A 22,812-nucleotide genomic window follows, 5' to 3' on the forward strand; every position below is an offset into this window, starting at 1 on the left:
AATAGGGAATCGGTTGTGCGTGGACTCTTCAGCAAGAAAGCACATTCGCTATTGGGCATCGATATCAGTTCCACGTCGGTCAAACTGCTCGAGCTGAGCCGCACGGGCAACCGTTTCCGGGTCGAGTCGTATGCCGTGGAACCGTTGCCGGCCAATGCCGTGGTCGAGAAGAACATTGCCGAACTCGAAGGCGTGGGCCATGCCCTGAGCCGCGTGCTGGTCAAGGCGCGCACCGGTACCCGCATCGTCGCGGTGGCCGTGGCGGGTTCGGCGGTGATCACCAAGACCATCGAGATGGACGCCGGCCTGTCGGACGACGAGCTCGAGACCCAACTCAAGGTCGAGGCCGACCAGTACATTCCCTACCCTTTGGAAGAGGTCGCCATCGACTTCGAAGTACAGGGTTATTCGACGCGCAACCCGGAGCGGGTCGAAGTCCTGCTGGCGGCCTGCCGCAAGGAGAACGTCGAAGTCCGCGAGGCCGCCCTGGCCCTGGCCGGGCTGAGCGCCAAGGTGGTGGATGTCGAGGCGTATGCCTTGGAACGCGCCTTCGGCCTGCTCACCGCGCAACTGGCTGGTGGCAACCAGGCCCTGACCGTGGCCGTGGTGGACATCGGCGCGACCATGACCACCCTCAGCGTGCTGCACAACGGCCGCATCATCTATACCCGCGAGCAGTTGTTCGGCGGGCGCCAGCTGACCGAGGAAATCCAGCGTCGCTACGGCCTGTCCAACGAGGAAGCCGGCCTGGCCAAAAAGCAGGGCGGGTTGCCGGACGACTATGTGGCCGAAGTGCTGCAACCGTTCAAGGATGCCGTCGTGCAGCAGGTGTCGCGCTCGCTGCAGTTCTTCTTTGCCGCCGGCCAGTTCAACGATGTCGACTACATCATGCTCGCCGGTGGTACCGCTTCGATTTCCGGCCTGGATCGGCTGATCCAGCAACGCCTGGGCACCCCGACCCTGGTGGCCAACCCGTTCGCCGACATGGCCCTGAGCAGCAAGGTCAATGCCGGTGCGCTGGCCAGCGATGCACCGGCCTTGATGATCGCCTGTGGCCTGGCCTTGAGGAGCTTCGACTAGATGGCAAGGATCAACCTGCTGCCGTGGCGCGAGCAGCTGCGAGAAGAGCGCAAGCGACAATTCCTGATTGCCATGGCCGGCGTGCTGGTCGGCGCCATCGCGGTCATTTTTCTGGCGGCCCGATTCATCGGCAATGCCATCGACACCCAGACGGCGCGCAATGCCCACCTGCAGTCCGAGATCGTCCTGCTCGATCAGCGCATCAAGTCGATCAGTGAGCTCAAGGCGCGGCGCAAGCAATTGCTCGAACGCATGAAAACCATCCAGGACCTGCAGGGCAACCGGCCGATCATCGGGCGCATCTTCGACCAGATGGCGCGCACGCTTCCCGACGGCGTGTACTTCACCGACGTGAAAATGACCGACAAGAGCATTGCCATTGCCGGCGCCGCCGAGACCAACAACCGCGTGTCCGACCTGCTGCGCAACCTCGACGCTTCGCCCTGGCTGGAAGCGCCTGCCCTCAACGAGGTCAAGGCCAACACCAGCGCCGACGTCAACGGTGCCAACAGTTTCCAGCTGACCGTGCGCCAGACCGCCCCGGTCCAGGCTGAAGGGGACGACAAATGAACCCTTCGAGCTGGATGGACAGCCTGCGCAAGGTCGAACTCAGCGAGCTGGACCTCAACAACATCGGTTCGTGGCCCACTGCGGTCAAGGTGATTGCCGGCGTGTTGCTGATGGCGCTCATCCTGGGCCTTGGTTACAACTTCCACATCTCGGACCTCGAGGCGCAGTTGCAGCAGCAGGCCGATCAGGAAGCTACGCTCAAGGAGCAGTTCTCCACCAAAGCCTTCCAGGCGGCGAACCTGGAGACCTACACCGAACAGATGCAGGAAATGGAAACGTCGTTCGGCGCCATGCTGCGCCAGTTACCCAGCGACACCGAAGTGCCGGGCCTGCTCGAGGACATCACGCGCACCGGTCTGGGTTCGGGGTTGGAGTTCGAAGAAATAAAATTGTTGCCTGAGGTGACCCAGCAGTTTTATATCGAGCTGCCGATACAGATCAGCGTGACCGGTACCTACCACGACCTGGCCACCTTCGTCAGTGGCGTGGCCAGCCTGCCGCGGATCGTCACCCTGCACGACTTCGAAGTGAAACCCGTGGACCCGAAGGCCAGCAACAGCCAGCTGCGCATGAGTATCCTGGCCAAGACCTACCGCTACAATGATCAAGGCCTGCCTGGCGCGGACGCAGTAGCGACACGGGGGCAAGCGAAATGAAAGCAGTATTCGTTGCAGGCCTGGCCGTGTGCACGCTGGTACTGGCTGGTTGCGGTGGCAACGGCGATTTCGCCGACCTCGACGCATTCATGGCCGAGGTCAAGGCACGGCCCAAGGGCAAGATCGAACCGATACCGCGCTTTGCGCCCTATCAGGCGTTCAGCTACGAGGCCGCGTCGTTGCGCAGCCCGTTCCAGCCACCGATCAAGATCGAACTGGTGAACAGGCAGAAGGGCTCGCGGCTCATCAAGCCCGACACGGCGCGGGTCAAGCAATTCCTGGAGGGTTTCAACATCGAGGATTTCGAAATGGTCGGCACCCTGGGCAACGCCGGTGGGCGCTTTGCCTTGATGCGTGGCGCCGGTGGCGTGCACCGCCTGAAGGTAGGCGATTACCTGGGTCGCAACGACGGGCGGATCATCGCCATCAGCGATGCCCAGGTCGATGTCGTTGAAATCGTTCCCGATGGGGATGGTGGTTGGTTGGAGCGGCCTCGCACCATCCCGCTCAAAGAGCGCTCGTAAAGGGCTTGGGTCAAGCATGTCTAGTGGAACTCGAAAATGAACAGGATTCTCTCAGCCTTCGGTATTTCGCTAGGGATAGCGATGCTTTCACCGATCGTCATGGCCGCGAACTTGAAGACGCTCGACGTTGCTTCCCTGCCCGGTGATCGCGTCGAGCTCAAGCTTTCGTTCGACGGCCCGGTCACGGCGCCACGCGGCTATACCACCGAGCAACCGGCCCGGATCGCCCTCGACCTGCCTGGCGTGACCAGTCAGCTGGGCGCCCGCAGCCGCGATCTGGGCGTGGGCAATGCCCGCAGCGTGGTGGTGGTCGAGGCCACCGACCGCACGCGGATCATCGTCAACCTGACCAAGCTGGCGCCCTACAGCACCCGGGTGCAGGGCAACGACCTGTTCGTGTTGGTGGGCGAGGGTGCCGCGGCCCTGCAGGGTACGGCGATACCGGCCCCGACAGCCGCCCGGCCCGCCCCGCGACCCGCAGCTGCGTCTGCTCCTGCGCGGGCGGCGGTGCCCGCCGGCCGAGCCATTCGCAACGTTGATTTCCAGCGCGGCGAACTGGGCGAAGGCAATGTGATCATTGACCTGAGCGACCCGACCATCAGCCCCGATATCCAGGAGCAGGGCGGCAAGATCCTGCTCAATTTCGCCAAGACCCAACTGCCCGATCCGCTGCGCGTGCGCCTGGACGTGAAGGATTTCGCGACCCCGGTGCAGTTCGTCAACTCATCGGTCAGCGCCACTGGCGCCACCGTGACCATCGAGCCCAGCGGCAGCTTCGACTACTCCTCGTACCAGACCGAAAACCGCCTGACCATCAGTGTGCGACCGCTGACCAACGAGGACGTGGCGCGGCGCAATGTCGAGCGCAATGTCTATACCGGCGAGAAACTCTCGCTGAATTTCCAGGACATCGACGTGCGTTCGGTGCTGCAGTTGATCGCCGATTTCACCAACCTCAACCTGGTGGCGAGTGACACGGTGCAGGGTGGCATTACCCTGCGCCTGCAGAACGTTCCCTGGGATCAGGCGCTGGACCTGGTGCTCAAGACCAAGGGCCTGGACAAGCGCAAGGTCGGCAACGTGCTGCTGGTGGCCCCGGCCGACGAGATTGCCGCCCGCGAGCGCCAGGAGCTGGAGTCGCAGCGGCAGATCCAGGAGCTGGCGCCCCTGCGCCGCGAGTTGATGCAGGTCAACTATGCCAAGGCTGCCGACATCGCCAAGCTGTTCCAGTCGGTGACCCGTGGCGAGAACGTCGAGACCGAGCGTGGCTCGATCACCGTCGACGAACGCACCAACAATATCATTGCCTATCAGACCCAGGATCGCCTCGACGAACTGCGTCGCATCGTCACCCAGCTGGACATTCCGGTGCGTCAGGTGATGATCGAGGCGCGCATCGTCGAAGCCAACGTCGGCTACAACAAGGCGCTGGGCGTGCGCTGGGGCGGTTCGACCAACCTGAGGGGCAAGAACAACTGGACGGCCTATGGCCTGGACAACAATGGCGATGAAGCCGGCAATACCGGTGCCGACGTCGGCAGCAACACGCCCTTCATCGACCTGGGGGCCGCCGATGCGACCTCTGGCATCGGCCTGGGCTTCGTGACCAACAACGTTCTGCTGGACCTCGAGCTAAGCGCCATGGAAAGCACCGGCAATGGCGAAATCGTTTCCCAGCCCAAGGTGGTGACCTCGGACAAGGAGACCGCGAAGATCCTCAAGGGCACCGAGGTGCCATACCAGGAGGCCAGCTCCAGTGGCGCCACCACGGTGTCGTTCAAGGAGGCTTCGCTGTCACTCGAGGTGACGCCGCAGATCACGCCGGACAGCCGCATCATCATGGAAGTGAAGGTCACCAAGGATGAACCCGACTACCTGAACGCGGTGCTGGGTGTGCCGCCCATCAGCAAGAACGAGGTCAACGCCAAGGTGCTGGTCAACGACGGCGAGACCATCGTCATCGGCGGGGTTTTCTCCAACACGCAAAGTAAAACCGTGGACAAGGTGCCCTTTTTGGGCGACGTGCCGTATGTTGGGCGCCTTTTCCGTCGGGATGTCGTGTCGGAAGCCAAATCCGAGCTGCTGGTATTCTTGACACCGCGTATCATGAATAACCAGGCGATTGCTGTGAGTCGTTGATTCTGTGCGAAATTTGATACTTGTTGGGCCAATGGGTGCAGGCAAGAGCACCATTGGCCGTTTGCTGGCCAAAGAGCTTCGGTTGCCGTTCAAGGATTCCGACAAGGAAATCGAGACCCGTACCGGGGCGAATATCCCGTGGATCTTCGATCAGGAAGGCGAGGCCGGCTTTCGCGACCGCGAGCAGGCCATGCTGGCCGAGCTGTGCGAATTCGACGGCCTGGTCTTGGCCACCGGCGGTGGCGCGGTCATGCGTGATGAAAACCGCCAGGCGCTGCACGCCGGCGGGCGCGTGGTCTATCTGCACGCTTCGGTCGAGCAGCAAGTCGGTCGCACCGCCCGTGATCGCAATCGGCCGCTATTGCGCACCGCCAATCCGGAGGCCACGCTTCGGGCCCTGCTGGCAATCCGCGATCCGCTCTACCGTGAAATCGCCGACCTGGTAGTGCAGACCGATGAGCGCCCACCACGCATGGTGGTTCTTGATATCCTCGAACGGCTGCAACGCCTGCCGCCGCGCTGAAAGCGGTGCGCGCGCGTGCGCGGCCATCCGCTACCAGCGCGGAACGCTGTTACATGGAATTCGATTCACAGCTCAGATTCATAGAACAATAGTGGGGACACATGCAGACACTCAAGGTTGACCTCGGCGAGCGCAGCTATCCGATCTATATCGGCGAAGGGCTGCTCGACCAGGCCCGGCTGCTGGCCCCGCACATTGCCGGGCGAAAGGTGGCGGTCATCTCCAATGCGACGGTGGCGCCGCTCTACCTGGACCGCCTGACCCAGACCCTGGGGGCCTATTCGGTGGTGCCCGTGGTGCTTCCGGACGGCGAAGCGTTCAAGAACTGGGAAACCCTGCAGACCATTTTCGATGCCATGCTCACCGCACGGCTGGATCGGCGCGTTACCGTGATCGCCCTGGGCGGTGGTGTTATCGGCGACATGGCGGGGTTCGCTGCTGCCTGCTACCAGCGCGGTGTCGATTTCATCCAGGTGCCGACCACGCTGCTGTCCCAGGTCGACTCGTCGGTGGGTGGCAAGACCGGCATCAATCATCCGCTGGGCAAGAACATGGTCGGCGCGTTCTATCAGCCGCAGGCGGTCGTGATCGACACCGCCACCCTGGCCACCTTGCCGCCGCGCGAGCTGTCGGCGGGGCTGGCGGAGGTAATCAAGTACGGATTCATCTGCGACGAGCCGTTCCTGGGCTGGCTGGAAGACAACGTCGATGCCCTCAGGGCCGTCGACCAGGCTGCCCTGACCGTGGCCATTGCCCGTTCCTGCGAGGCCAAGGCGCGAGTGGTCGGCGCGGACGAACGTGAGTCCGGTGTGCGTGCCACGCTGAACCTGGGGCATACTTTCGGTCACGCCATCGAGACCCATATGGGGTATGGTGTGTGGCTTCACGGTGAGGCCGTGGGGGCCGGTACGGTGATGGCGCTGGAGATGTCCATGCGTCTGGGCTGGATTACCCAGGCCGAGCGTGATCGCGGCATTCGTCTGCTACAGCGTGCCGGCCTGCCGGTGGTACCGCCGGCGGAAATGACGCCGGCCGATTTCCTCGAGCACATGGCAATCGACAAGAAAGTGCTGGATGGCAGTCTGCGCCTGGTGCTGCTGCGCAGCATCGGCGAAGCGGTGATCACCGCCGACTACCCGCACGATGTGCTTCAGGCGACCCTGGAAGCGGATTACCGCGCCATCGTCGCCGGGCTGGAAGCCTAGTGGAGCCTGTTCCAGCAGGACGTGTTTCCAGCAACCCATCAACGATCCACCTTTGTTCTACGAGAGTTCGATGACAAGTCTGCATGCCGATGAGGCCTTTCTCGGCCACTACCAATTGGATCATGACCCCTTCGCCGCAAGGGTGCCTGGCTTCAAATTCTTCCCGGCCCAGCGCAAGCCGGTGCTGGGTCAATTGCACCACCTGGCGCGCTATAGCCAGCTGTTGCTGGTGGTCACCGGCCCCCATGGCAGTGGCAAGACCCTGCTGCGCCAGGCCCTGGTCGCCAGTACCAACAAGCAGTCGGTGCAAAGCATCGTGGTGTCGGCGCGCGGGGCCGGCGATGCCGCCAGCGTGCTGACCCAGGTCGCCCAGTCGCTCAACCTCAATACTCTGGAAGTGCCGGCCCTGCTGGCGCAGATCGTCCAGCTGGGGCTGACCGGGCAGGAAGTCTATCTGCTGGTGGACGACGCGGAACAACTCGACGAATCCGCACTCGAAGCCCTGCTGGCGTTGGCGGCGGGCACCGCGGACGGGCGCCCACATGTGTTCCTGTTCGGCGAGCCTTCATTGATCGCGGGCCTGGAGCAGTTCAGCGCCGGGCAGGAATTGTTCCACGTGATCGAGCTGCAACCGTACAGCCTCGAGGAAACCCGCGAATACCTGGCGCTGCGTCTGGAGGGTGCCGGTAAGGGAATCCAGTTGCTCACCAATGATCAGATCGCCGACATTCACGAGAACTCGGATGGTTGGCCTGGAGCCATTAACCAGGTTGCTCGTGACGCGCTGATCGAGGCCATGATCGCTAGCCGCTCGTCGGTGAAGCGTCCTGCTATGGGGTTTAAGATGCCTAAGAAACACGTATTGGCGATTTCCGCCGTTGTCGTCGTCGCTGTGGCCGCCGCCTGGCTGATACCCAGCCGCGACGGCAAGGCACCGAGCACGACAGAACAGGCCCAGTTGCCGATGGGACAGGGGCAGCCCACTGCTGCTCAATCCAACAACGGCAATCCATCGGTCGAATTCAATGGCAGCTCCCAGTCGTTGCCGATGAATGGGCAGCAGCCGGTCATGCGTGGCCCGCTGGCCGAGTCCACCGGCATGGGCGATGGAGAAGAGACGGGTGATGCGGTGAACACTTCGCCACAGCCGCCTACCGTGACCACCATTGCGCCGCCGGCCGGTGTGCCTGCAGGTTCGCCTGCGACAGTTGCGCCAACCCCTGCGCCTGCGCGTCCGAGCGCTCCGGCAGCAACCACCAAGCCTGCGCCGACCACGGCCGTCAAGCCTGCGCCTGCGCCCACCGTGGCGGCCAAGCCGGCTCCGGCGGCCCCTGCAGCGGCCGGCAAGCCTGCCGCCGGCGGCAGCTGGTATGCCGGGCAGTCGCCAAGCAACTATGTGGTGCAGATTCTGGGGACCAGCAACGAAGGCGCTGCGCAGGCCTACGTCAAGGAGCAAGGCGGCGAGTTCCGCTACTTCAAGAAAACCCTGCAAGGCAAACCGCTCTACGTGATCACCTACGGCAGCTTCGCCAGCCGCGATGCCGCTGTTGCCGCCATCAAGAACTTGCCAGCCAAGGTCCAGGCTGGTAAACCTTGGCCACGCACTGTCGCCAGCGTCCAACAGGACCTCGCGACAGCTCGCTGATTGTCGGGCGGCACCCTATCCCCGCCGCCCCACCCTCCGGCGTCATCTGAATCCCGAGCCTGCCCCGCACTGCGAGGCAGGCTTCGCCGTCCCTGTCCCCAGGTTTGCTCTGAAAGGCTCAAGCACGGGCCTTGCAGACATGCGGGCTTGCACTGTCAGGCTGCGGGATTCAGAATCCAGCTCAAGCCGCTATCACAATAGCCTGCTGGAAACGTTCACATTTGCGACAATTGAGTTATTGATTTCGTCGCCGAATTTGTGACCACCCGTAGCGCTGTGTACAATGACCTCCCTTTTGCCCCCGCAAAGCCGGCGAACGTTCGGCGCGTGTGGTAACTAGTTGAATCGAAAAGAAATTGCCTCGAACAAGAGGCAGCCTGGTGAGAATGTGTCTATGAAAACAGGTCTGTATCGTCCGGATGAATTCAAGGATAACTGCGGTTTTGGCCTGATTGCCCATATGTCGGGTGAGCCCAGCCATAATCTGTTGCAAACGGCCATCGAGGCCCTGACCTGCATGACCCACCGCGGTGGGATCAACGCCGACGGCAAGACCGGCGACGGGTGCGGCTTGCTGATCCAGAAGCCCGACCTGTTTCTGCGTGCCATCGCCCAGGAGCACTTCGGCAACGAACTGCCCAAGCAATATGCCGTGGGCATGGTCTTCTTCAATCAAGACCCGGTACGCGCTCAAGCGGCCCGCGAAAACATGAACCGCGAAATCGAGGCTGCCGGCCTGCAGTTGGTCGGCTGGCGCGACGTGCCCATCGACACCAGCGTGCTTGGCCGCCTGGCCCTCGAGCGCCTGCCAAAAATCCAGCAAGTGTTCGTCGGGGGCGAAGGCCTGAGCGATCAGCAGTTCGCGATCAAGCTGTTCAGTGCCCGCCGCCGGTCCTCCGTGGCCAATGCCGCCGACACCGATCACTACATCTGCAGTTTTTCGCACAAGACCATCATCTACAAAGGCCTGATGATGCCGGCCGACCTCACGGCCTTCTATCCAGACCTGTCCGACGAGCGCCTGCAGACCGCCATCTGCGTGTTTCACCAGCGCTTCTCCACCAATACCCTGCCGAAATGGCCGCTGGCTCAGCCATTCCGCTTTCTCGCCCACAACGGCGAGATCAACACCATCACCGGCAACCGCAACTGGGCGCTGGCCCGTCGCGCCAAGTTCGCCAACGATCTGATCCCGGACCTGGAAGAGCTCGGCCCGCTGGTCAACCGCGTGGGATCCGACTCTTCGAGCATGGACAACATGCTCGAACTGATGGTCACCGGTGGTATCGATCTGTTCCGTGGCGTGCGCATGCTGATTCCGCCGGCCTGGCAGAACGTCGAGACCATGGACCCGGACCTGCGGGCGTTCTACGAGTACAACTCGATGCACATGGAGCCCTGGGATGGGCCGGCCGGCGTGGTCATGACCGACGGCCGCCATGCCGTGTGCCTGCTCGACCGCAACGGCCTGCGTCCGGCGCGCTGGGTCACCACCAAGAATGGCTACATCACCCTGGCCTCGGAAATCGGCGTGTGGAACTACCAGCCCGAGGACGTCATCGCCAAGGGGCGTGTGGGCCCGGGCCAGATCCTGGCGGTCGATACCGAAACCGGCCAGGTGCTGCATACCGATGACATCGACAACCGCCTGAAGTCGCGCCACCCCTACAAGCAGTGGCTGCGCAAGAGCGCGCTGCGCATCCAGTCGACCATGGAAGACAACGACCACGGTTCGGCTTTCTACAGCAGCGACCAGCTCAAGCAGTACATGAAGATGTACCAGGTGACCTTCGAGGAGCGCGACCAGGTGTTGCGCCCGCTGGGCGAGCAAGGTCAGGAAGCCGTGGGTTCGATGGGCGACGACACGCCGATGGCCGTGCTGTCGCGTCGCGTGCGCACGCCTTACGACTATTTCCGCCAGCAGTTCGCGCAGGTGACCAACCCGCCGATCGACCCGCTGCGCGAAGCGATCGTGATGTCCCTGGAAATCTGCCTGGGTGCCGAGCGCAACATCTTCCAGGAGTCCCCGGAGCATGCTTCGCGGGTGATCCTCAGCTCGCCGGTCATCTCGCCCGCCAAGTGGCGCTCGTTGATGAATCTGGATCGGCCGGGCTTCGATCGCCAGGTCATCGAGCTGAACTACGATGAAGCCATGGGCCTTGAAGCTGCCGTGCGCAACATCGCCGATCAGGCCGAGGAAGCGGTACGCGCCGGACGTACCTTGCTGGTGCTCAGTGACCGCAACATCGCTCCGGGCAAGCTGCCGGTGCATGCGTCGCTGGCCACCGGTGCGGTGCACCACCGCCTGACCGAAAAAGGCCTGCGCTGCGACAGCAACATTCTCGTGGAAACCGCGACCGCCCGCGATCCGCATCACTTTGCCGTGCTGATCGGCTTTGGCGCTTCAGCGGTCTATCCGTTCCTGGCCTATGAAGTGCTGGGCGACCTGATCCGCACCGGTGAAGTGTTGGGCGACCTCTACGAGGTGTTCAAGAACTACCGCAAGGGCATCACCAAGGGTTTGCTCAAGATTCTCTCGAAGATGGGCATCTCCACCGTGGCGTCGTACCGCGGCGCCCAGCTGTTCGAGGCCATCGGTCTGTCCGAGGAAGTCTGCGAGCTGAGCTTCCGCGGTGTGCCGAGCCGCATCAAGGGCGCGCGCTTCGTCGACCTCGAAGCCGAGCAGAAAGCCCTTGCCGCCGAGGCCTGGAGCCCGCGCAAGCCGATCCAGCAAGGCGGTCTGCTGAAGTTCGTGTATGGCGGCGAGTACCACGCCTACAACCCGGACGTGGTCAACACCCTGCAGGCGGCTGTGCAGCAGGGCGACTACAGCAAGTTCAAGGAATACACCGCGATCGTCGACAACCGTCCGGTGTCGATGATCCGCGACCTGCTCAAGGTCAAGACGCTCGACGAACCGCTGGGCATGGACCAGATCGAACCGCTGGAAGCGATTCTCAAGCGTTTCGACTCGGCGGGGATTTCCCTGGGTGCGTTGTCGCCCGAAGCCCACGAAGCACTGGCCGAGGCGATGAACCGCCTGGGTGCGCGTTCCAACTCCGGTGAAGGCGGCGAAGACCCTTCGCGCTACGGCACCGTGCGCAGTTCGAAGATCAAGCAGATCGCGACCGGCCGCTTCGGGGTCACCCCCGAGTACCTGGTCAACGCCGAAGTGCTGCAGATCAAGGTGGCCCAGGGCGCCAAGCCCGGGGAGGGCGGCCAGCTGCCCGGCGGCAAGGTCAACGGCCTGATCGCCAAGCTGCGCTATGCCGTACCCGGCGTGACGTTGATCTCGCCGCCGCCGCACCACGACATCTACTCCATCGAGGACCTGTCGCAGCTGATCTTCGACCTCAAGCAGGTCAACCCGGCGGCGCTGGTGTCGGTCAAACTGGTGGCCGAGGCAGGCGTGGGCACCATCGCCGCCGGCGTGGCCAAGGCCTATGCCGACCTGATCACCATTTCCGGCTACGACGGCGGCACCGGTGCATCGCCGCTGAGCTCGATCAAGTATGCCGGTGCACCGTGGGAACTGGGCCTGGCCGAAACCCACCAGACCCTGCGCGGCAACGACCTGCGCGGCAAGGTGCGGGTACAGACCGACGGCGGCCTGAAGACCGGCCTGGACGTGATCAAGGCGGCGATCCTGGGTGCCGAGAGCTTCGGCTTCGGCACCGCGCCGATGATTGCCCTGGGCTGCAAGTACCTGCGCATCTGCCACCTGAACAACTGCGCCACCGGCGTGGCCACACAGAACGAGAAGCTGCGCAAGGATCACTACATCGGCACGGTCGACATGGTGATCAATTTCTTCACCTACGTGGCCGAGGAAACCCGCGAGTGGCTGGCCAAGCTGGGCGTGCGCAGCCTGGGCGAGCTGATCGGGCGCACCGATCTGCTGGAAATGCTGCCGGGCGAAACCGCCAAGCAGCAGCATCTGGACCTGACCCCCTTGTTGGGCAGCGACCATATTCCAGCCGACAAGCCGCAGTTCTGCGAAGTGGAGCGCAACCCGCCGTTCGACAAGGGCCTGCTGGCCGAGAAGATGGTGGAAATGGCCTTGCCGGCGATTCAGGGCAAGACCGGTGGCGACTACGCGATGGACATCTGCAACTGCGACCGCTCCATCGGCGCGCGCATCTCCGGTGAAATCGCCAAGCTGCATGGCAACCAGGGCATGAACGCCAATCCGCTGACCTTCCGTTTCAAGGGCACTGCGGGCCAGAGCTTCGGCGTCTGGAATGCCGGTGGCTTGAACATGTACCTGGAGGGCGATGCCAACGACTACGTCGGCAAGGGCATGACCGCTGGCAAGCTGGTGATCGTGCCGCCCAAGGGCAGCCCGTTCAAGACCCAGGACAGCGCCATCATCGGCAACACCTGTCTGTACGGCGCCACCGGCGGCAAGCTGTTCGCCGCCGGCACCGCAGGCGAGCGTTTCGCGGTGCGCAACTCCGGTGCCCACACGGTCGTGGAAGGCACGGGCGATCACTGCTGCGAATACATGACCGGCGGTTTCGTCTGCGTGCTCGGCAAGACCGGCTACAACTTCGGCTCGGGCATGACCGGCGGTTTCGCCTACGTGCTCGACCAGGACAACAGCTTCGTCGACCGGGTCAACCACGAGCTGGTGGAGATCCAGCGCATCAGTGGCGAAGCCATGGAAGCCTATCGTACTCACCTGGAACGCGTGCTGGCCGAATACGTCGCCGAAACCGACAGCGAATGGGGTCGCAACCTTTGGGAAAACCTGGACGACTACCTGCGTCGCTTCTGGTTGGTCAAGCCCAAGGCCGCCAACCTGAAGTCGCTGCTGTCCAGCACCCGTGCCAACCCGCAGTGATATGCGCCTGAACAGTTTGATGAGGTTTTAACAATGGCTGAACGTCTGAGTAATGACTTCCAGTTCATCGAGGTCGGGCGCAAAGATCCGAAGAAGAAACTGTTGCGTCAACGCAAGAAAGAGTTCGTGGAGATCTACGAGCCCTTCAAACCCGCGCAGTCGGCCGACCAGGCCCACCGCTGCCTGGGCTGTGGCAACCCGTACTGCGAGTGGAAGTGCCCGGTGCACAACTTCATTCCCAACTGGTTGAAACTGGTGGCCGAGGGCAACATCCTCGCCGCCGCCGAGCTGTCGCACCAGACCAACACCCTGCCCGAAGTGTGCGGCCGGGTGTGCCCGCAGGATCGTCTGTGCGAAGGTGCCTGCACCCTCAATGACGGCTTCGGCGCGGTGACCATCGGTTCGGTGGAGAAGTACATCACCGACACCGCGTTCGCGATGGGCTGGCGCCCGGACATGTCCAAGGTCAAGCCAACCGGCAAGCGCGTCGCCATCATCGGCGCCGGCCCGGCCGGTCTGGGCTGCGCCGATGTGCTGGTGCGTGGTGGCGTGACACCGGTGGTGTTCGACAAGAACCCGGAGATCGGCGGCCTGCTGACCTTCGGTATTCCCGAGTTCAAGCTGGAGAAGAGCGTGTTGAGCAATCGCCGCGAAGTCTTCACCGGCATGGGCATCGAGTTTCGCCTGAACACCGAGGTGGGCAAGGACATCAGCGTCGAGCAGTTGCTGGAAGAATACGATGCGGTGTTCATGGGCATGGGCACCTACACCTACATGAAGGGCGGCTTCCCCGGTGAAGACCTGCCCGGTGTGCATGATGCCCTGGATTTCCTGATCGCCAACGTCAACCGCAACCTGGGCTTTGAAAAGTCGCCGGAAGATTTCGTCGACATGAAGGGCAAGAAGGTCGTGGTGCTGGGCGGCGGCGATACGGCGATGGACTGCAACCGCACGTCCATTCGCCAGGGCGCCAAGGCGGTGACCTGTGCCTATCGGCGTGACGAGGCGAACATGCCGGGCTCGCGCAAAGAGGTGAAGAACGCCAAGGAGGAGGGGGTCAGATTCCTCTATAACCGCCAGCCGATCGCCATCGTTGGTGAAGACAAGGTCGAAGGGGTGAAGGTGGTCGAGACCCGTCTTGGCGAACCCGATGCCCGTGGCCGTCGCAGCCCCGAGCCGATCCCGGGTTCCGAGGAGATCATCCCGGCCGATGCCGTGGTCATCGCTTTCGGTTTCCGCCCAAGCCCGGCGGCGTGGTTCCAGGACCACAGCATCCAGACCGACAGCCAGGGCCGCGTGGTGGCGCCGGAGCAGGGTCAGTTCAAGCACCAGACCAGCAACCCGAAGATCTTCGCCGGTGGCGACATGGTCCGCGGCTCGGACCTGGTGGTGACTGCCATCTTCGAAGGCCGCAACGCCGCCGAAGGGATCCTGGATTACCTGGAAGTCTGAGTCAGACTGGGCGGTGATGACCTGTGGGAGCGGTCATCGGCCGCGAAAAGCGCACCGCGGGGTGTTCAGCCATACCGCGGTGCACCCTTCGCGGCCGATGACCGCTCCTACGGGGGTCAGGTGCTCATGACAGCTTGAATGTCGCGGGCCAGCTCGCGCACGCGGGCTTCTTCGGTGTCCCATGAGCACATGAAACGGGCGCCACCGCTGCCGATGAAGGTGTAGAAGCGCCAGCCCTTGGCGCGCAGGGCTTCCAGGGCCGGTTCCGGCATCTGCAGAAACACCCCGTTGGCCTCCACCGGAAACATCAACTCCACCCCCGGTATACCCTCGACCAGCGCCTTGAGCAGTTGCGCGCAATGGTTGGCATGCCCGGCATGCTTGAGCCAGGCATCGTTTTCCAGCAACCCCACCCAAGGCGCCGACAGGAAACGCATCTTCGACGCCAGCTGCCCCGCCTGCTTGCAGCGATAGTCGAAATCTTCGGCCAGCCGGTGGTTGAAGAACAGGATCGCCTCGCCCACGGCCATGCCGTTCTTGGTACCGCCGAAGCACAACACATCCACGCCCGCTTTCCAGGTCAGCTCGGCCGGTGTGCAGCCCAGAAATGCACAGGCATTGGCAAAGCGCGCGCCGTCCATGTGCAGGTTCAGGTTCAGTTCCTTGCAGGTGTCGCTGATGGCCTTGAGTTCTTCGGGGCGGTACACGCTGCCCACTTCGGTGGCCTGGGTCAGGGTGACCACGCGCGGCTTGGGGTAGTGAATGTCCTGACGCTTGAGCGCGACTTCGCGGATGGCCTCAGGGGTCAGCTTGCCCTGTTCGGTGCGCGCGGTGAGCAGTTTGGAGCCGTTGGAAAAGAACTCGGGGGCACCGCATTCATCGGTTTCGACGTGGGCGGTTTCCGAGCAGATGACGCTGTGGTAGCTCTGGCACAGTGACGACAGGGCCAGGGAGTTGGCCGCGGTACCGTTGAAGGCGAAAAACACTTCGCAATCGGTTTCGAACAGGCGGCGGAATTCATCGGCGGCGCGTGCGGTCCATTGATCGTCGCCATAGGCGCGCTGATGGCCCTGGTTGGCCTGCTCCATGGCCGCCCAGGCCTCGGAGCAGATGCCCGAATAGTTGTCGCTGGCGAACTGTTGGGTTTGGTCGTTCATGGGCGGTCCTTGGTGTTAGGTATGTGGGGCACTGTAAACCAACTTGGAAATGTGTGTCGCCGGTGCAGGCCTCTTCGCGGCCACTGGCCGCTCCTACAGGAAAGGTGTCGTCTATGCGGACAGCTCCTGTGCTGTGTGAGGCTTGCGTGGGAGCGGTCTGTGGCCGCGAAGAGGCCGGTATGAGCAATCCAACATCTGGAGCTTTTTCTCGGATGACCCGAAACCACGCACTGGACCTGCTCAAATGGCTGGCCATGCTGTGCATGGTCCTCGACCACCTGCGCTATGTCGGCTGGTCGCTGGACTTTCTCTACGTGCCGGGCCGTCTGGCTTTCCCCTGGTTCTGCCTGGCGATTGCCGCCAACCTGACACGCCGCCCGGAGGCTCCCCTGGGCGGACGCTACCTGGCCTGGTTGCTGAGCTTCGCCGCCTTGTCGGAAATCCCCTACCGCCTGTTCGTCTACCCTGCCGACACTCTCAACGTGCTGCCCACCCTGGCCCTGGGCTTGATCGTCGCCAAGGCCTGGCAGCAACGGCGACAACCGGCCATGGCCGCACTTGGCTGCGCGGTGGTCGCCGTGGCGGCGTTTTTCGACCGCCAGTTGATGTTCGGCCTGGCGGGCGTGGTGCTGCCATTGGGGTTCGTCCTGGCCTGGCAGCGCCCGCTGTACTGGGCGTTGCCCCTGGGCGTGCTGTGCCTGGCCGCCAACGCCTGGGTCAACCTGTTCGAATCCGCGCGCCACTTCTACTGGCCGGCGATTGGCGGCATCGTCGCCTGCCTGCTGGCACCGGGGTTGGGCCTGCTGCTGCTGCGCGTCGGGATACGCCAGGCAGTTGTCCCCATGCGCCGTTGGGCCTACGCCATCTACCCCCTGCATTTCCTCGGCCTGTTGGGCCTGCGCCTGCTGTTGCGCGCACTCTGACGCTGGCCTGATCGCGCCATGTCGTAAACGAACCTCTGCAAGGCGCGCGCAGGCATTTGGTCGGATCGCGCCGGCCCTACCATCGCAATCAAAGAAGGCAGCCGTTGCCGGTCGCCTTCGTCCAACACGCCAGGCGCCACGCCGCCGCTGGGGAGACCGCGATGTTCAGCAAACAAGATCAGATCCAAGGTTATGACGACGTCCTGCTGGCTGCCATGAACGCCGAAGACCAGCGTCAGGAAGACCATATCGAGCTGATCGCCTCGGAAAACTACACCAGCAAGCGCGTGATGGAAGCCCAGGGCAGCGGCCTCACCAACAAGTACGCCGAAGGCTATCCGGGCAAGCGCTACTACGGTGGCTGCGAGCACGTGGACAAGGTCGAGCAACTGGCCATTGATCGCGCCAAGCAGCTGTTCGGTGCCGACTATGCCAACGTCCAGCCGCACTCGGGCTCCCAGGCCAACGCCGCGGTCTACCTGGCGCTGCTGCAGGCCGGCGACACCGTGCTGGGCATGAGCCTGGCCCACGGCGGTCACCTGACCCACGGTGCCAAGGTCAGCTTCTCCGGCAAGCTCTACAACGCCGTGCAGTACGGCATCGACACCGACACCGGCCTGATCGACTACGACGAAGTCGAGCGCCTGGCGGTCGAGCACCAGCCGAAGATGATCATTGCCGGCTTTTCGGCCTACTCCAAGACTCTCGACTTCCCTCGCTTCCGTGAAATTGCCGACAAGGTCGGAGCCTACCTGTTCGTCGACATGGCCCACGTCGCCGGACTGGTCGCCGCTGGCCTGTACCCCAACCCGATCCCGTTCGCCGACGTGGTCACCACCACCACTCACAAGACCCTGCGTGGTCCGCGTGGCGGGCTGATCCTGGCCCGTGCCAACGAAGCCCTGGAAAAGAAATTCAACGCCGCTGTGTTCCCCGGTGGCCAGGGCGGCCCGCTGATGCATGTGATCGCTGCCAAGGCGGTGTGCTTCAAGGAAGCGCTGGAGCCCGAATTCAAGACCTACCAGCAGCAGGTCATCGACAACGCCCAGGCCATGGCCGGCGTGTTCATTGAGCGTGGCTACGACGTGGTCTCCGGCGGTACCGACAACCACCTGTTCCTGGTCAGCCTGATTCGCCAGGGCCTCACCGGCAAAGATGCCGACGCCGCCCTGGGCCGTGCGCACATCACCGTGAACAAGAACGCGGTGCCGAATGACCCGCAGTCGCCGTTCGTGACCTCGGGGCTGCGCATCGGCACCCCTGCGGTCACCAGCCGTGGTTTCAAAGTGGCCCAGTGCCTTGAGCTGGCCGGCTGGATCTGCGACATCCTCGACAATTTGGGCGATGCCGACGTCGAGGCCAACGTAGCCCGTCATGTGACGGCCCTGTGCAGCGACTTCCCGGTCTACCGCTGAGAGTGGAGTGAACACCATGCAACGTTATTCTGGCTTCGGCCTTTTCAAGCACTCGCTCAGCCACCACGAAAACTGGCAGCGCATGTGGCGCACGCCGACCCCGAAGAAAGTCTACGACGTGGTCATCGTCGGCGGCGGCGGGCACGGTCTGGCCACGGCCTACTATCTGGCCAAGGTCCACGGCATCACCAACGTGGCCGTGGTCGAGAAGGGCTGGCTGGGCGGTGGCAACACCGCGCGCAACACCACCATCGTGCGCTCCAACTACCTGTGGGATGAATCGGCGCACTTGTACGAACACGCCATGAAACTGTGGGAAGGCCTGTCCCAGGACATCAACTACAACGTGATGTTCTCCCAGCGCGGCGTGTACAACCTGTGCCACACCCTGCAGGACATGCGCGACTCCGAACGCCGGGTCAGCGCCAACCGCCTGAACGGCGTGGACGGCGAGCTGTTGAACAACAAGCAGGTGGCCGACGAGATCCCCTACCTGGACTGCACCAGGAACACTCGGTACCCGATCATCGGCGCCACCGTCCAGCGCCGTGGCGGCGTCGCCCGTCACGACGCCGTGGCCTGGGGCTATGCCCGTGCCGCCGATGCCCTGGGCGTGGACCTGATCCAGCAGACCGAAGTGACCGGCTTTCGCAAGGAAAACGGTGTGTGCATCGGTGTCGAAACCAACAAGGGTTTCATCGGCGCCAAGCGCGTCGGTGTGGTCACCGCCGGCAACTCCGGGCACATGGCCAAGTTGGCCGGCTTCCGTCTGCCGGTCGAATCTCATCCGCTGCAGGCGCTGGTGTCCGAGCCGATCAAACCCATCATCGACAGCGTGATCATGTCCAACGCCGTCCACGGTTACATCAGCCAATCGGACAAGGGCGATCTGGTGATCGGTGCCGGTATCGACAGCTGGGTCGGCTACGGCCAGCGCGGTTCGTACCCGATCATCGAGCACACCCTGCAGGCCATCGTCGAGATGTTCCCGGTGCTCTCGCGGGTGCGCATGAACCGCCAGTGGGGCGGCATCGTCGATACCACCCCGGACGCCTGCCCGATCATCTCCAAGACCCCGGTGCCGAACATGTTCTTCAACTGCGGCTGGGGCACCGGTGGCTTCAAGGCCACGCCGGGCTCGGGCCATGTGTTCGCGGCCAGCCTGGCCACGGGCGAGATGCACCCGCTGGCCAAGCCGTTTTCCATCGAGCGCTTCCACAACGGCGCGTTGATCGACGAACACGGCGCCGCCGCCGTCGCCCACTGACAGGAGAAACCACCATGCTCAACATCTTCTGTCCACACTGTGGCGAGCTGCGCAGCGAAGAAGAATTCCACTGCTCGGGCCAGGCGCACATTGCCCGCCCGCTCGACCCAGGCGCGTGCACCGACGCGCAATGGGGCGAGTACATGTTCTTTCGCAACAACCCGCGCGGCCTGCAGCACGAGCTGTGGATCCATGCCGCCGGTTGCCGCCAGTATTTCAATGCGACCCGCAACACGGTGACCTACGAGATCCTGGAAACCTACCGCATCGGCAGCAAGCCGCAGTTCGTCGAAAAGATCCTTGATGAGGCGCCGCAGATCGCCTCGGGAGACAAGCCATGAGCCAGGTCAATCGCCTCTCCACCGGAGGACGTCTGGAGCGCAGCAAGAAGCTGACCTTCACCTTCAATGGCACGACCTACATCGGCTATGAAGGCGACACCCTGGCCTCGGCCCTGCTGGCCAATGGCGTCGACGTGATCGGTCGCAGCTTCAAGTATTCGCGTCCGCGCGGCATCGTCGCAGCGGGTGCCGAGGAGCCCAACGCGGTGCTGCAGATCGGCGCCACCGAAGCCACCCAGATTCCCAACGTGCGGGCGACCCAGCAGGCGTTGTACCAAGGCTTGGTCGCCACCAGCACCAACGGCTGGCCCAACGTCAATACCGACATGATGGGTATCCTCGGCAAGGTCGGCGGCAAGCTGATGCCGCCGGGGTTCTACTACAAGACCTTCATGTACCCGCAGTCCTTCTGGATGACCTACGAGAAGTACATCCGCAAGGCTGCCGGCCTGGGTCGCTCGCCGACCGAGGTGGACCCGGATTCCTACGACTACATGAGCCGCACCTGCGACGTGCTGGTGGTCGGCGCCGGTCCTGCCGGCCTGGCTGCCGCTCTGGCCGCCGCGCGCAGTGGCGCCCGGGTGATCCTGGCCGACGAGCAGGAAGAGTTCGGCGGCTCGCTGCTCGACACCCGTGAAAGCCTCGATGGCAAGCCGGCCGGCGAATGGGTTGCCGCGGTGATCCGCGAGCTGACAGGCATGCCTGACGTGGTGCTGTTGCCGCGTGCCACCGTCAACGGCTACCACGACCATAATTTCCTGACCATTCACCAGCGCCTGACCGACCACCTCGGCGACCGTGCGCCGATGGGCCAGGTCCGCCAGCGCATGCACCGGGTTCGCGCCGGGCGCGTGGTGCTGGCAACCGGCACCCACGAGCGGCCGCTGGTGTACGGCAACAACGACGTGCCGGGCAACATGCTGGCCGGTGCGATCTCCACCTACGTGCGCCGCTACGGCGTGGCGCCAGGCAAGAAACTGGTGCTGTCGACCAACAACGACCACGCCTACCGCGTGGCCCTGGACTGGCACGACGCCGGCCTCAAGGTGGTTGCCGTGGCCGATGCCCGCCACAACCCGCGCGGCGCGCTGGTCGAGGAAGCACGCGCCAAAGGTATTCGCATCCTGACTGCAAGCGCGGTGATCGAAGCCCGCGGCAGCAAGCATGTCACCGCTGCCCGCGTCGCTGCCATCGACGTCAAGGCGCACAGGGTAGTCAGCCCCGGCGAATGGCTCGATTGCGACCTGATCGGCAGCTCGGGCGGTTACAGCCCGGTGGTGCACTTGGCCTCGCACTTGGGCGGCAAACCCGTCTGGCGTGAAGACATCCTCGGTTTCGTGCCGGGCGAAGCGCCGCAGAAACGCGTGTGTGTGGGCGGCGTGAACGGCGTGTATGCCTTGGCCGACGCCATGGCCGACGGTTTCGAAGGCGGTGCCCGGGCAGCGTCCGAGACCGGTTTTGGCATCGTCGAAGGCACCCTGCCCAAGGTCTTGAACCGTGCAGAGGAGCCGACCCTGGCGTTGTTCCAGGTCCCCCACGACAAGGACACGGCGCGTGCGCCCAAGCAATTCGTCGACCTGCAGAACGACGTCACCGCAGCCGCAATCGAACTGGCCACCCGTGAGGGCTTCGAGTCGGTCGAGCACGTCAAGCGCTACACCGCGCTGGGCTTCGGCACCGATCAGGGCAAGCTGGGCAACGTCAACGGCCTGGCCATCGCCGCCCGTTCGCTGAACGTCACCATTCCGGAAATGGGCACCACCATGTTCCGCCCCAACTACACGCCGATCACCTTCGGTGCAGTAGCTGGCCGCCATTGTGGTCACCTGTTCGAGCCGGTGCGTTTCACCGCGCTGCATGCCTGGCATGTGAAGAACGGTGCCGAGTTCGAAGACGTCGGCCAATGGAAGCGCCCCTGGTACTTCCCCAAGCGTGGCGAGGACATCCATTCCGCCGTCGCCCGCGAATGCAAGGCGGTGCGCGACAGCGTCGGTCTGCTGGACGCCTCGACCCTGGGCAAGATCGACATCCAGGGCCCGGACGCGCGCGAATTCCTCAACCGCATCTACACCAACGCCTGGACCAAGCTGGACGTGGGCAAGGCGCGCTACGGCCTGATGTGCAAGGAAGACGGCATGGTCTTCGACGACGGCGTTACCGCCTGTCTGGCCGACAACCACTTCCTGATGACCACCACCACCGGCGGTGCCGCGCGGGTCCTGCAATGGCTGGAAATCTACCAGCAGACCGAATGGCCAGACCTGAAGGTCTACTTCACTTCGGTTACCGACCATTGGGCGACCCTGACCCTGTCGGGCCCCAACAGCCGCAAGCTGCTCAGTGAAGTGACCGACATCGACCTGGACAAGGACGCTTTCGGCTTCATGACCTGGAAGGAAGGGCAGGTGGGGGGTGTGCCGGCGCGCGTGTTCCGCATCTCCTTCACCGGGGAGCTGTCATACGAGGTCAACATCCAGGCCGACTACGCCATGGGCGTGCTGGAAAAGATCATCGAGGCCGGCAAGCAGTACAACCTGACGCCGTACGGTACCGAAACCATGCACGTGCTGCGTGCCGAGAAGGGCTTCATCATCGTCGGCCAGGACACCGACGGGTCGATGACCCCCGACGACTTGAACATGGGCTGGTGTGTCGGGCGAACCAAGCCCTTCTCGTGGATCGGCTGGCGCGGCATGAACCGCGAAGACACCGTACGCCACGAGCGCAAGCAACTGGTCGGCCTCAAGCCGATTGATCCGAACAAGTGGCTGCCCGAGGGTGCCCAGTTGGTGTTCGACCCCAAGCAGGCGATCCCCATGAGCATGGTCGGCCACGTGACGTCGAGCTATGCCAGCAACTCGCTGGGTTACTCGTTCGCCATGGGTGTGGTCAAGGGCGGTCTCAAGCGCATGGGCGAGCGGGTGTTTTCGCCGCAGGCCGATGGCAGCGTGATCGAAGCCGAAATCGTTTCTTCGGTGTTTTTCGATCCGAAGGGCGAGCGGCAGAACATCTAGCACGAGGCGCCTGTGGGAGCGGCCAGTGGCCGCGAAAGGCACGCCGCGGTGTGCCAGG

At 63.6% G+C, this 22,812-nt stretch carries 16 protein-coding genes; 15 read left to right on the top strand and 1 reads right to left on the bottom strand.

Annotation, left to right across the window (positions count from 1 at the left end):
* The first annotated feature begins 15 nt into the window (after positions 1-15).
* The 10 genes from IFT57_RS15390 to IFT57_RS15435 all read left to right on the top strand — a co-directional run bounded on the left by IFT57_RS15390 (position 16) and on the right by IFT57_RS15435 (position 14,637).
* Complete coding sequence (locus IFT57_RS15390) at positions 16-1,080, top strand: type IV pilus assembly protein PilM (RefSeq protein WP_122714554.1); 1,065 nt, start codon at positions 16-18, stop codon at positions 1,078-1,080.
* Positions 1,081-1,650: a PilN domain-containing protein gene (locus IFT57_RS15395; protein WP_192151946.1), complete on the top strand. Its 570-nt coding sequence runs from the start codon at positions 1,081-1,083 to the stop codon at positions 1,648-1,650.
* Positions 1,647-2,306, top strand: a complete 660-nt coding sequence (gene pilO / locus IFT57_RS15400) for a type 4a pilus biogenesis protein PilO (RefSeq protein WP_192151947.1) — start codon at positions 1,647-1,649, stop codon at positions 2,304-2,306. Before IFT57_RS15395 ends, pilO begins: the two co-directional genes overlap by 4 nt.
* Positions 2,303-2,830 carry a type 4a pilus biogenesis lipoprotein PilP gene (gene pilP / locus IFT57_RS15405; RefSeq protein ID WP_192151948.1) on the top strand — a complete coding sequence of 176 codons (528 nt, stop codon included), beginning with the start codon at positions 2,303-2,305 and terminating at the stop codon, positions 2,828-2,830. Before pilO ends, pilP begins: the two co-directional genes overlap by 4 nt.
* 36 nt (positions 2,831-2,866) lie before the next feature.
* Entirely contained in the window at positions 2,867-4,969 is a 2,103-nt protein-coding gene (pilQ, locus tag IFT57_RS15410; protein ID WP_122714557.1) for a type IV pilus secretin PilQ, read from the top strand.
* Between the two features lie 4 nt (positions 4,970-4,973).
* Complete coding sequence (gene aroK, locus IFT57_RS15415; RefSeq protein ID WP_043191342.1) at positions 4,974-5,492, top strand: shikimate kinase AroK; 519 nt, start codon at positions 4,974-4,976, stop codon at positions 5,490-5,492.
* 101 nt (positions 5,493-5,593) lie between these two features.
* On the top strand, positions 5,594-6,697 hold the full coding sequence (gene aroB / locus IFT57_RS15420) for a 3-dehydroquinate synthase (protein WP_122801396.1): 1,104 nt from the start codon (positions 5,594-5,596) through the stop codon (positions 6,695-6,697).
* Positions 6,698-6,767: 70 nt separating this feature from the next.
* Positions 6,768-8,342 carry an SPOR domain-containing protein gene (locus IFT57_RS15425; protein WP_192151949.1) on the top strand — a complete coding sequence of 525 codons (1,575 nt, stop codon included), beginning with the start codon at positions 6,768-6,770 and terminating at the stop codon, positions 8,340-8,342.
* A 394-nt stretch (positions 8,343-8,736) separates the two neighbouring features.
* Positions 8,737-13,185, top strand: a complete 4,449-nt coding sequence (gltB, locus tag IFT57_RS15430; RefSeq protein WP_122796575.1) for a glutamate synthase large subunit — start codon at positions 8,737-8,739, stop codon at positions 13,183-13,185.
* Between the two features lie 33 nt (positions 13,186-13,218).
* Complete coding sequence (locus tag IFT57_RS15435; protein WP_043191325.1) at positions 13,219-14,637, top strand: FAD-dependent oxidoreductase; 1,419 nt, start codon at positions 13,219-13,221, stop codon at positions 14,635-14,637.
* A 116-nt stretch (positions 14,638-14,753) separates the two neighbouring features.
* On the opposite strand, the gene IFT57_RS15440 is transcribed toward IFT57_RS15435, so the two are convergent.
* Positions 14,754-15,794, bottom strand: a complete 1,041-nt coding sequence (locus tag IFT57_RS15440; RefSeq protein WP_192151950.1) for a threonine aldolase family protein — start codon at positions 15,792-15,794, stop codon at positions 14,754-14,756.
* 212 nt (positions 15,795-16,006) lie between these two features.
* Between IFT57_RS15440 and IFT57_RS15445 the strand changes: the two genes are divergently transcribed.
* The 5 genes from IFT57_RS15445 (at position 16,007) to IFT57_RS15465 (ending at position 22,754) form a co-directional block, all read left to right on the top strand.
* Positions 16,007-16,717 carry a TraX family protein gene (locus tag IFT57_RS15445; protein WP_192151951.1) on the top strand — a complete coding sequence of 237 codons (711 nt, stop codon included), beginning with the start codon at positions 16,007-16,009 and terminating at the stop codon, positions 16,715-16,717.
* Between the two features lie 161 nt (positions 16,718-16,878).
* Positions 16,879-18,132, top strand: coding sequence for a serine hydroxymethyltransferase (glyA, locus tag IFT57_RS15450; RefSeq protein WP_122796604.1), 1,254 nt, complete (start codon positions 16,879-16,881; stop codon positions 18,130-18,132).
* A 16-nt stretch (positions 18,133-18,148) separates the two neighbouring features.
* Positions 18,149-19,399 carry a sarcosine oxidase subunit beta family protein gene (locus IFT57_RS15455; RefSeq protein ID WP_122796572.1) on the top strand — a complete coding sequence of 417 codons (1,251 nt, stop codon included), beginning with the start codon at positions 18,149-18,151 and terminating at the stop codon, positions 19,397-19,399.
* Between the two features lie 14 nt (positions 19,400-19,413).
* Positions 19,414-19,740 carry a sarcosine oxidase subunit delta gene (locus tag IFT57_RS15460; RefSeq protein WP_192151952.1) on the top strand — a complete coding sequence of 109 codons (327 nt, stop codon included), beginning with the start codon at positions 19,414-19,416 and terminating at the stop codon, positions 19,738-19,740.
* Complete coding sequence (locus IFT57_RS15465; RefSeq protein WP_192151953.1) at positions 19,737-22,754, top strand: sarcosine oxidase subunit alpha; 3,018 nt, start codon at positions 19,737-19,739, stop codon at positions 22,752-22,754. The genes IFT57_RS15460 and IFT57_RS15465 overlap by 4 nt, the downstream gene beginning before the upstream one ends.
* The last annotated feature ends 58 nt before the right edge of the window (positions 22,755-22,812 follow it).

The sequence above is a fragment of the Pseudomonas sp. CFBP 13719 genome (assembly GCF_014842095.1).
In the GTDB taxonomy this organism is placed as follows: Bacteria; Pseudomonadota; Gammaproteobacteria; order Pseudomonadales; family Pseudomonadaceae; genus Aquipseudomonas.

What these genes read in the sequence shown, in the direction of transcription:
- IFT57_RS15395 (WP_192151946.1), top strand. Translation starts at nt 1,081, where the DNA reads ATGGCAAGGATCAACCTGCTGCCGTGGCGCGAGCAGCTGCGAGAAGAG.
- pilO (WP_192151947.1), top strand. Translation starts at nt 1,647, where the DNA reads ATGAACCCTTCGAGCTGGATGGACAGCCTGCGCAAGGTCGAACTCAGC.
- pilP (WP_192151948.1), top strand. Translation starts at nt 2,303, where the DNA reads ATGAAAGCAGTATTCGTTGCAGGCCTGGCCGTGTGCACGCTGGTACTG.
- pilQ (WP_122714557.1), top strand. Translation starts at nt 2,867, where the DNA reads ATGAACAGGATTCTCTCAGCCTTCGGTATTTCGCTAGGGATAGCGATG.
- aroB (WP_122801396.1), top strand. Translation starts at nt 5,594, where the DNA reads ATGCAGACACTCAAGGTTGACCTCGGCGAGCGCAGCTATCCGATCTAT.
- IFT57_RS15425 (WP_192151949.1), top strand. Translation starts at nt 6,768, where the DNA reads ATGACAAGTCTGCATGCCGATGAGGCCTTTCTCGGCCACTACCAATTG.
- gltB (WP_122796575.1), top strand. Translation starts at nt 8,737, where the DNA reads ATGAAAACAGGTCTGTATCGTCCGGATGAATTCAAGGATAACTGCGGT.
- IFT57_RS15435 (WP_043191325.1), top strand. Translation starts at nt 13,219, where the DNA reads ATGGCTGAACGTCTGAGTAATGACTTCCAGTTCATCGAGGTCGGGCGC.
- IFT57_RS15440 (WP_192151950.1), bottom strand. Translation starts at nt 15,794, where the DNA reads ATGAACGACCAAACCCAACAGTTCGCCAGCGACAACTATTCGGGCATC.
- IFT57_RS15445 (WP_192151951.1), top strand. Translation starts at nt 16,007, where the DNA reads ATGACCCGAAACCACGCACTGGACCTGCTCAAATGGCTGGCCATGCTG.
- glyA (WP_122796604.1), top strand. Translation starts at nt 16,879, where the DNA reads ATGTTCAGCAAACAAGATCAGATCCAAGGTTATGACGACGTCCTGCTG.
- IFT57_RS15455 (WP_122796572.1), top strand. Translation starts at nt 18,149, where the DNA reads ATGCAACGTTATTCTGGCTTCGGCCTTTTCAAGCACTCGCTCAGCCAC.
- IFT57_RS15460 (WP_192151952.1), top strand. Translation starts at nt 19,414, where the DNA reads ATGCTCAACATCTTCTGTCCACACTGTGGCGAGCTGCGCAGCGAAGAA.
- IFT57_RS15465 (WP_192151953.1), top strand. Translation starts at nt 19,737, where the DNA reads ATGAGCCAGGTCAATCGCCTCTCCACCGGAGGACGTCTGGAGCGCAGC.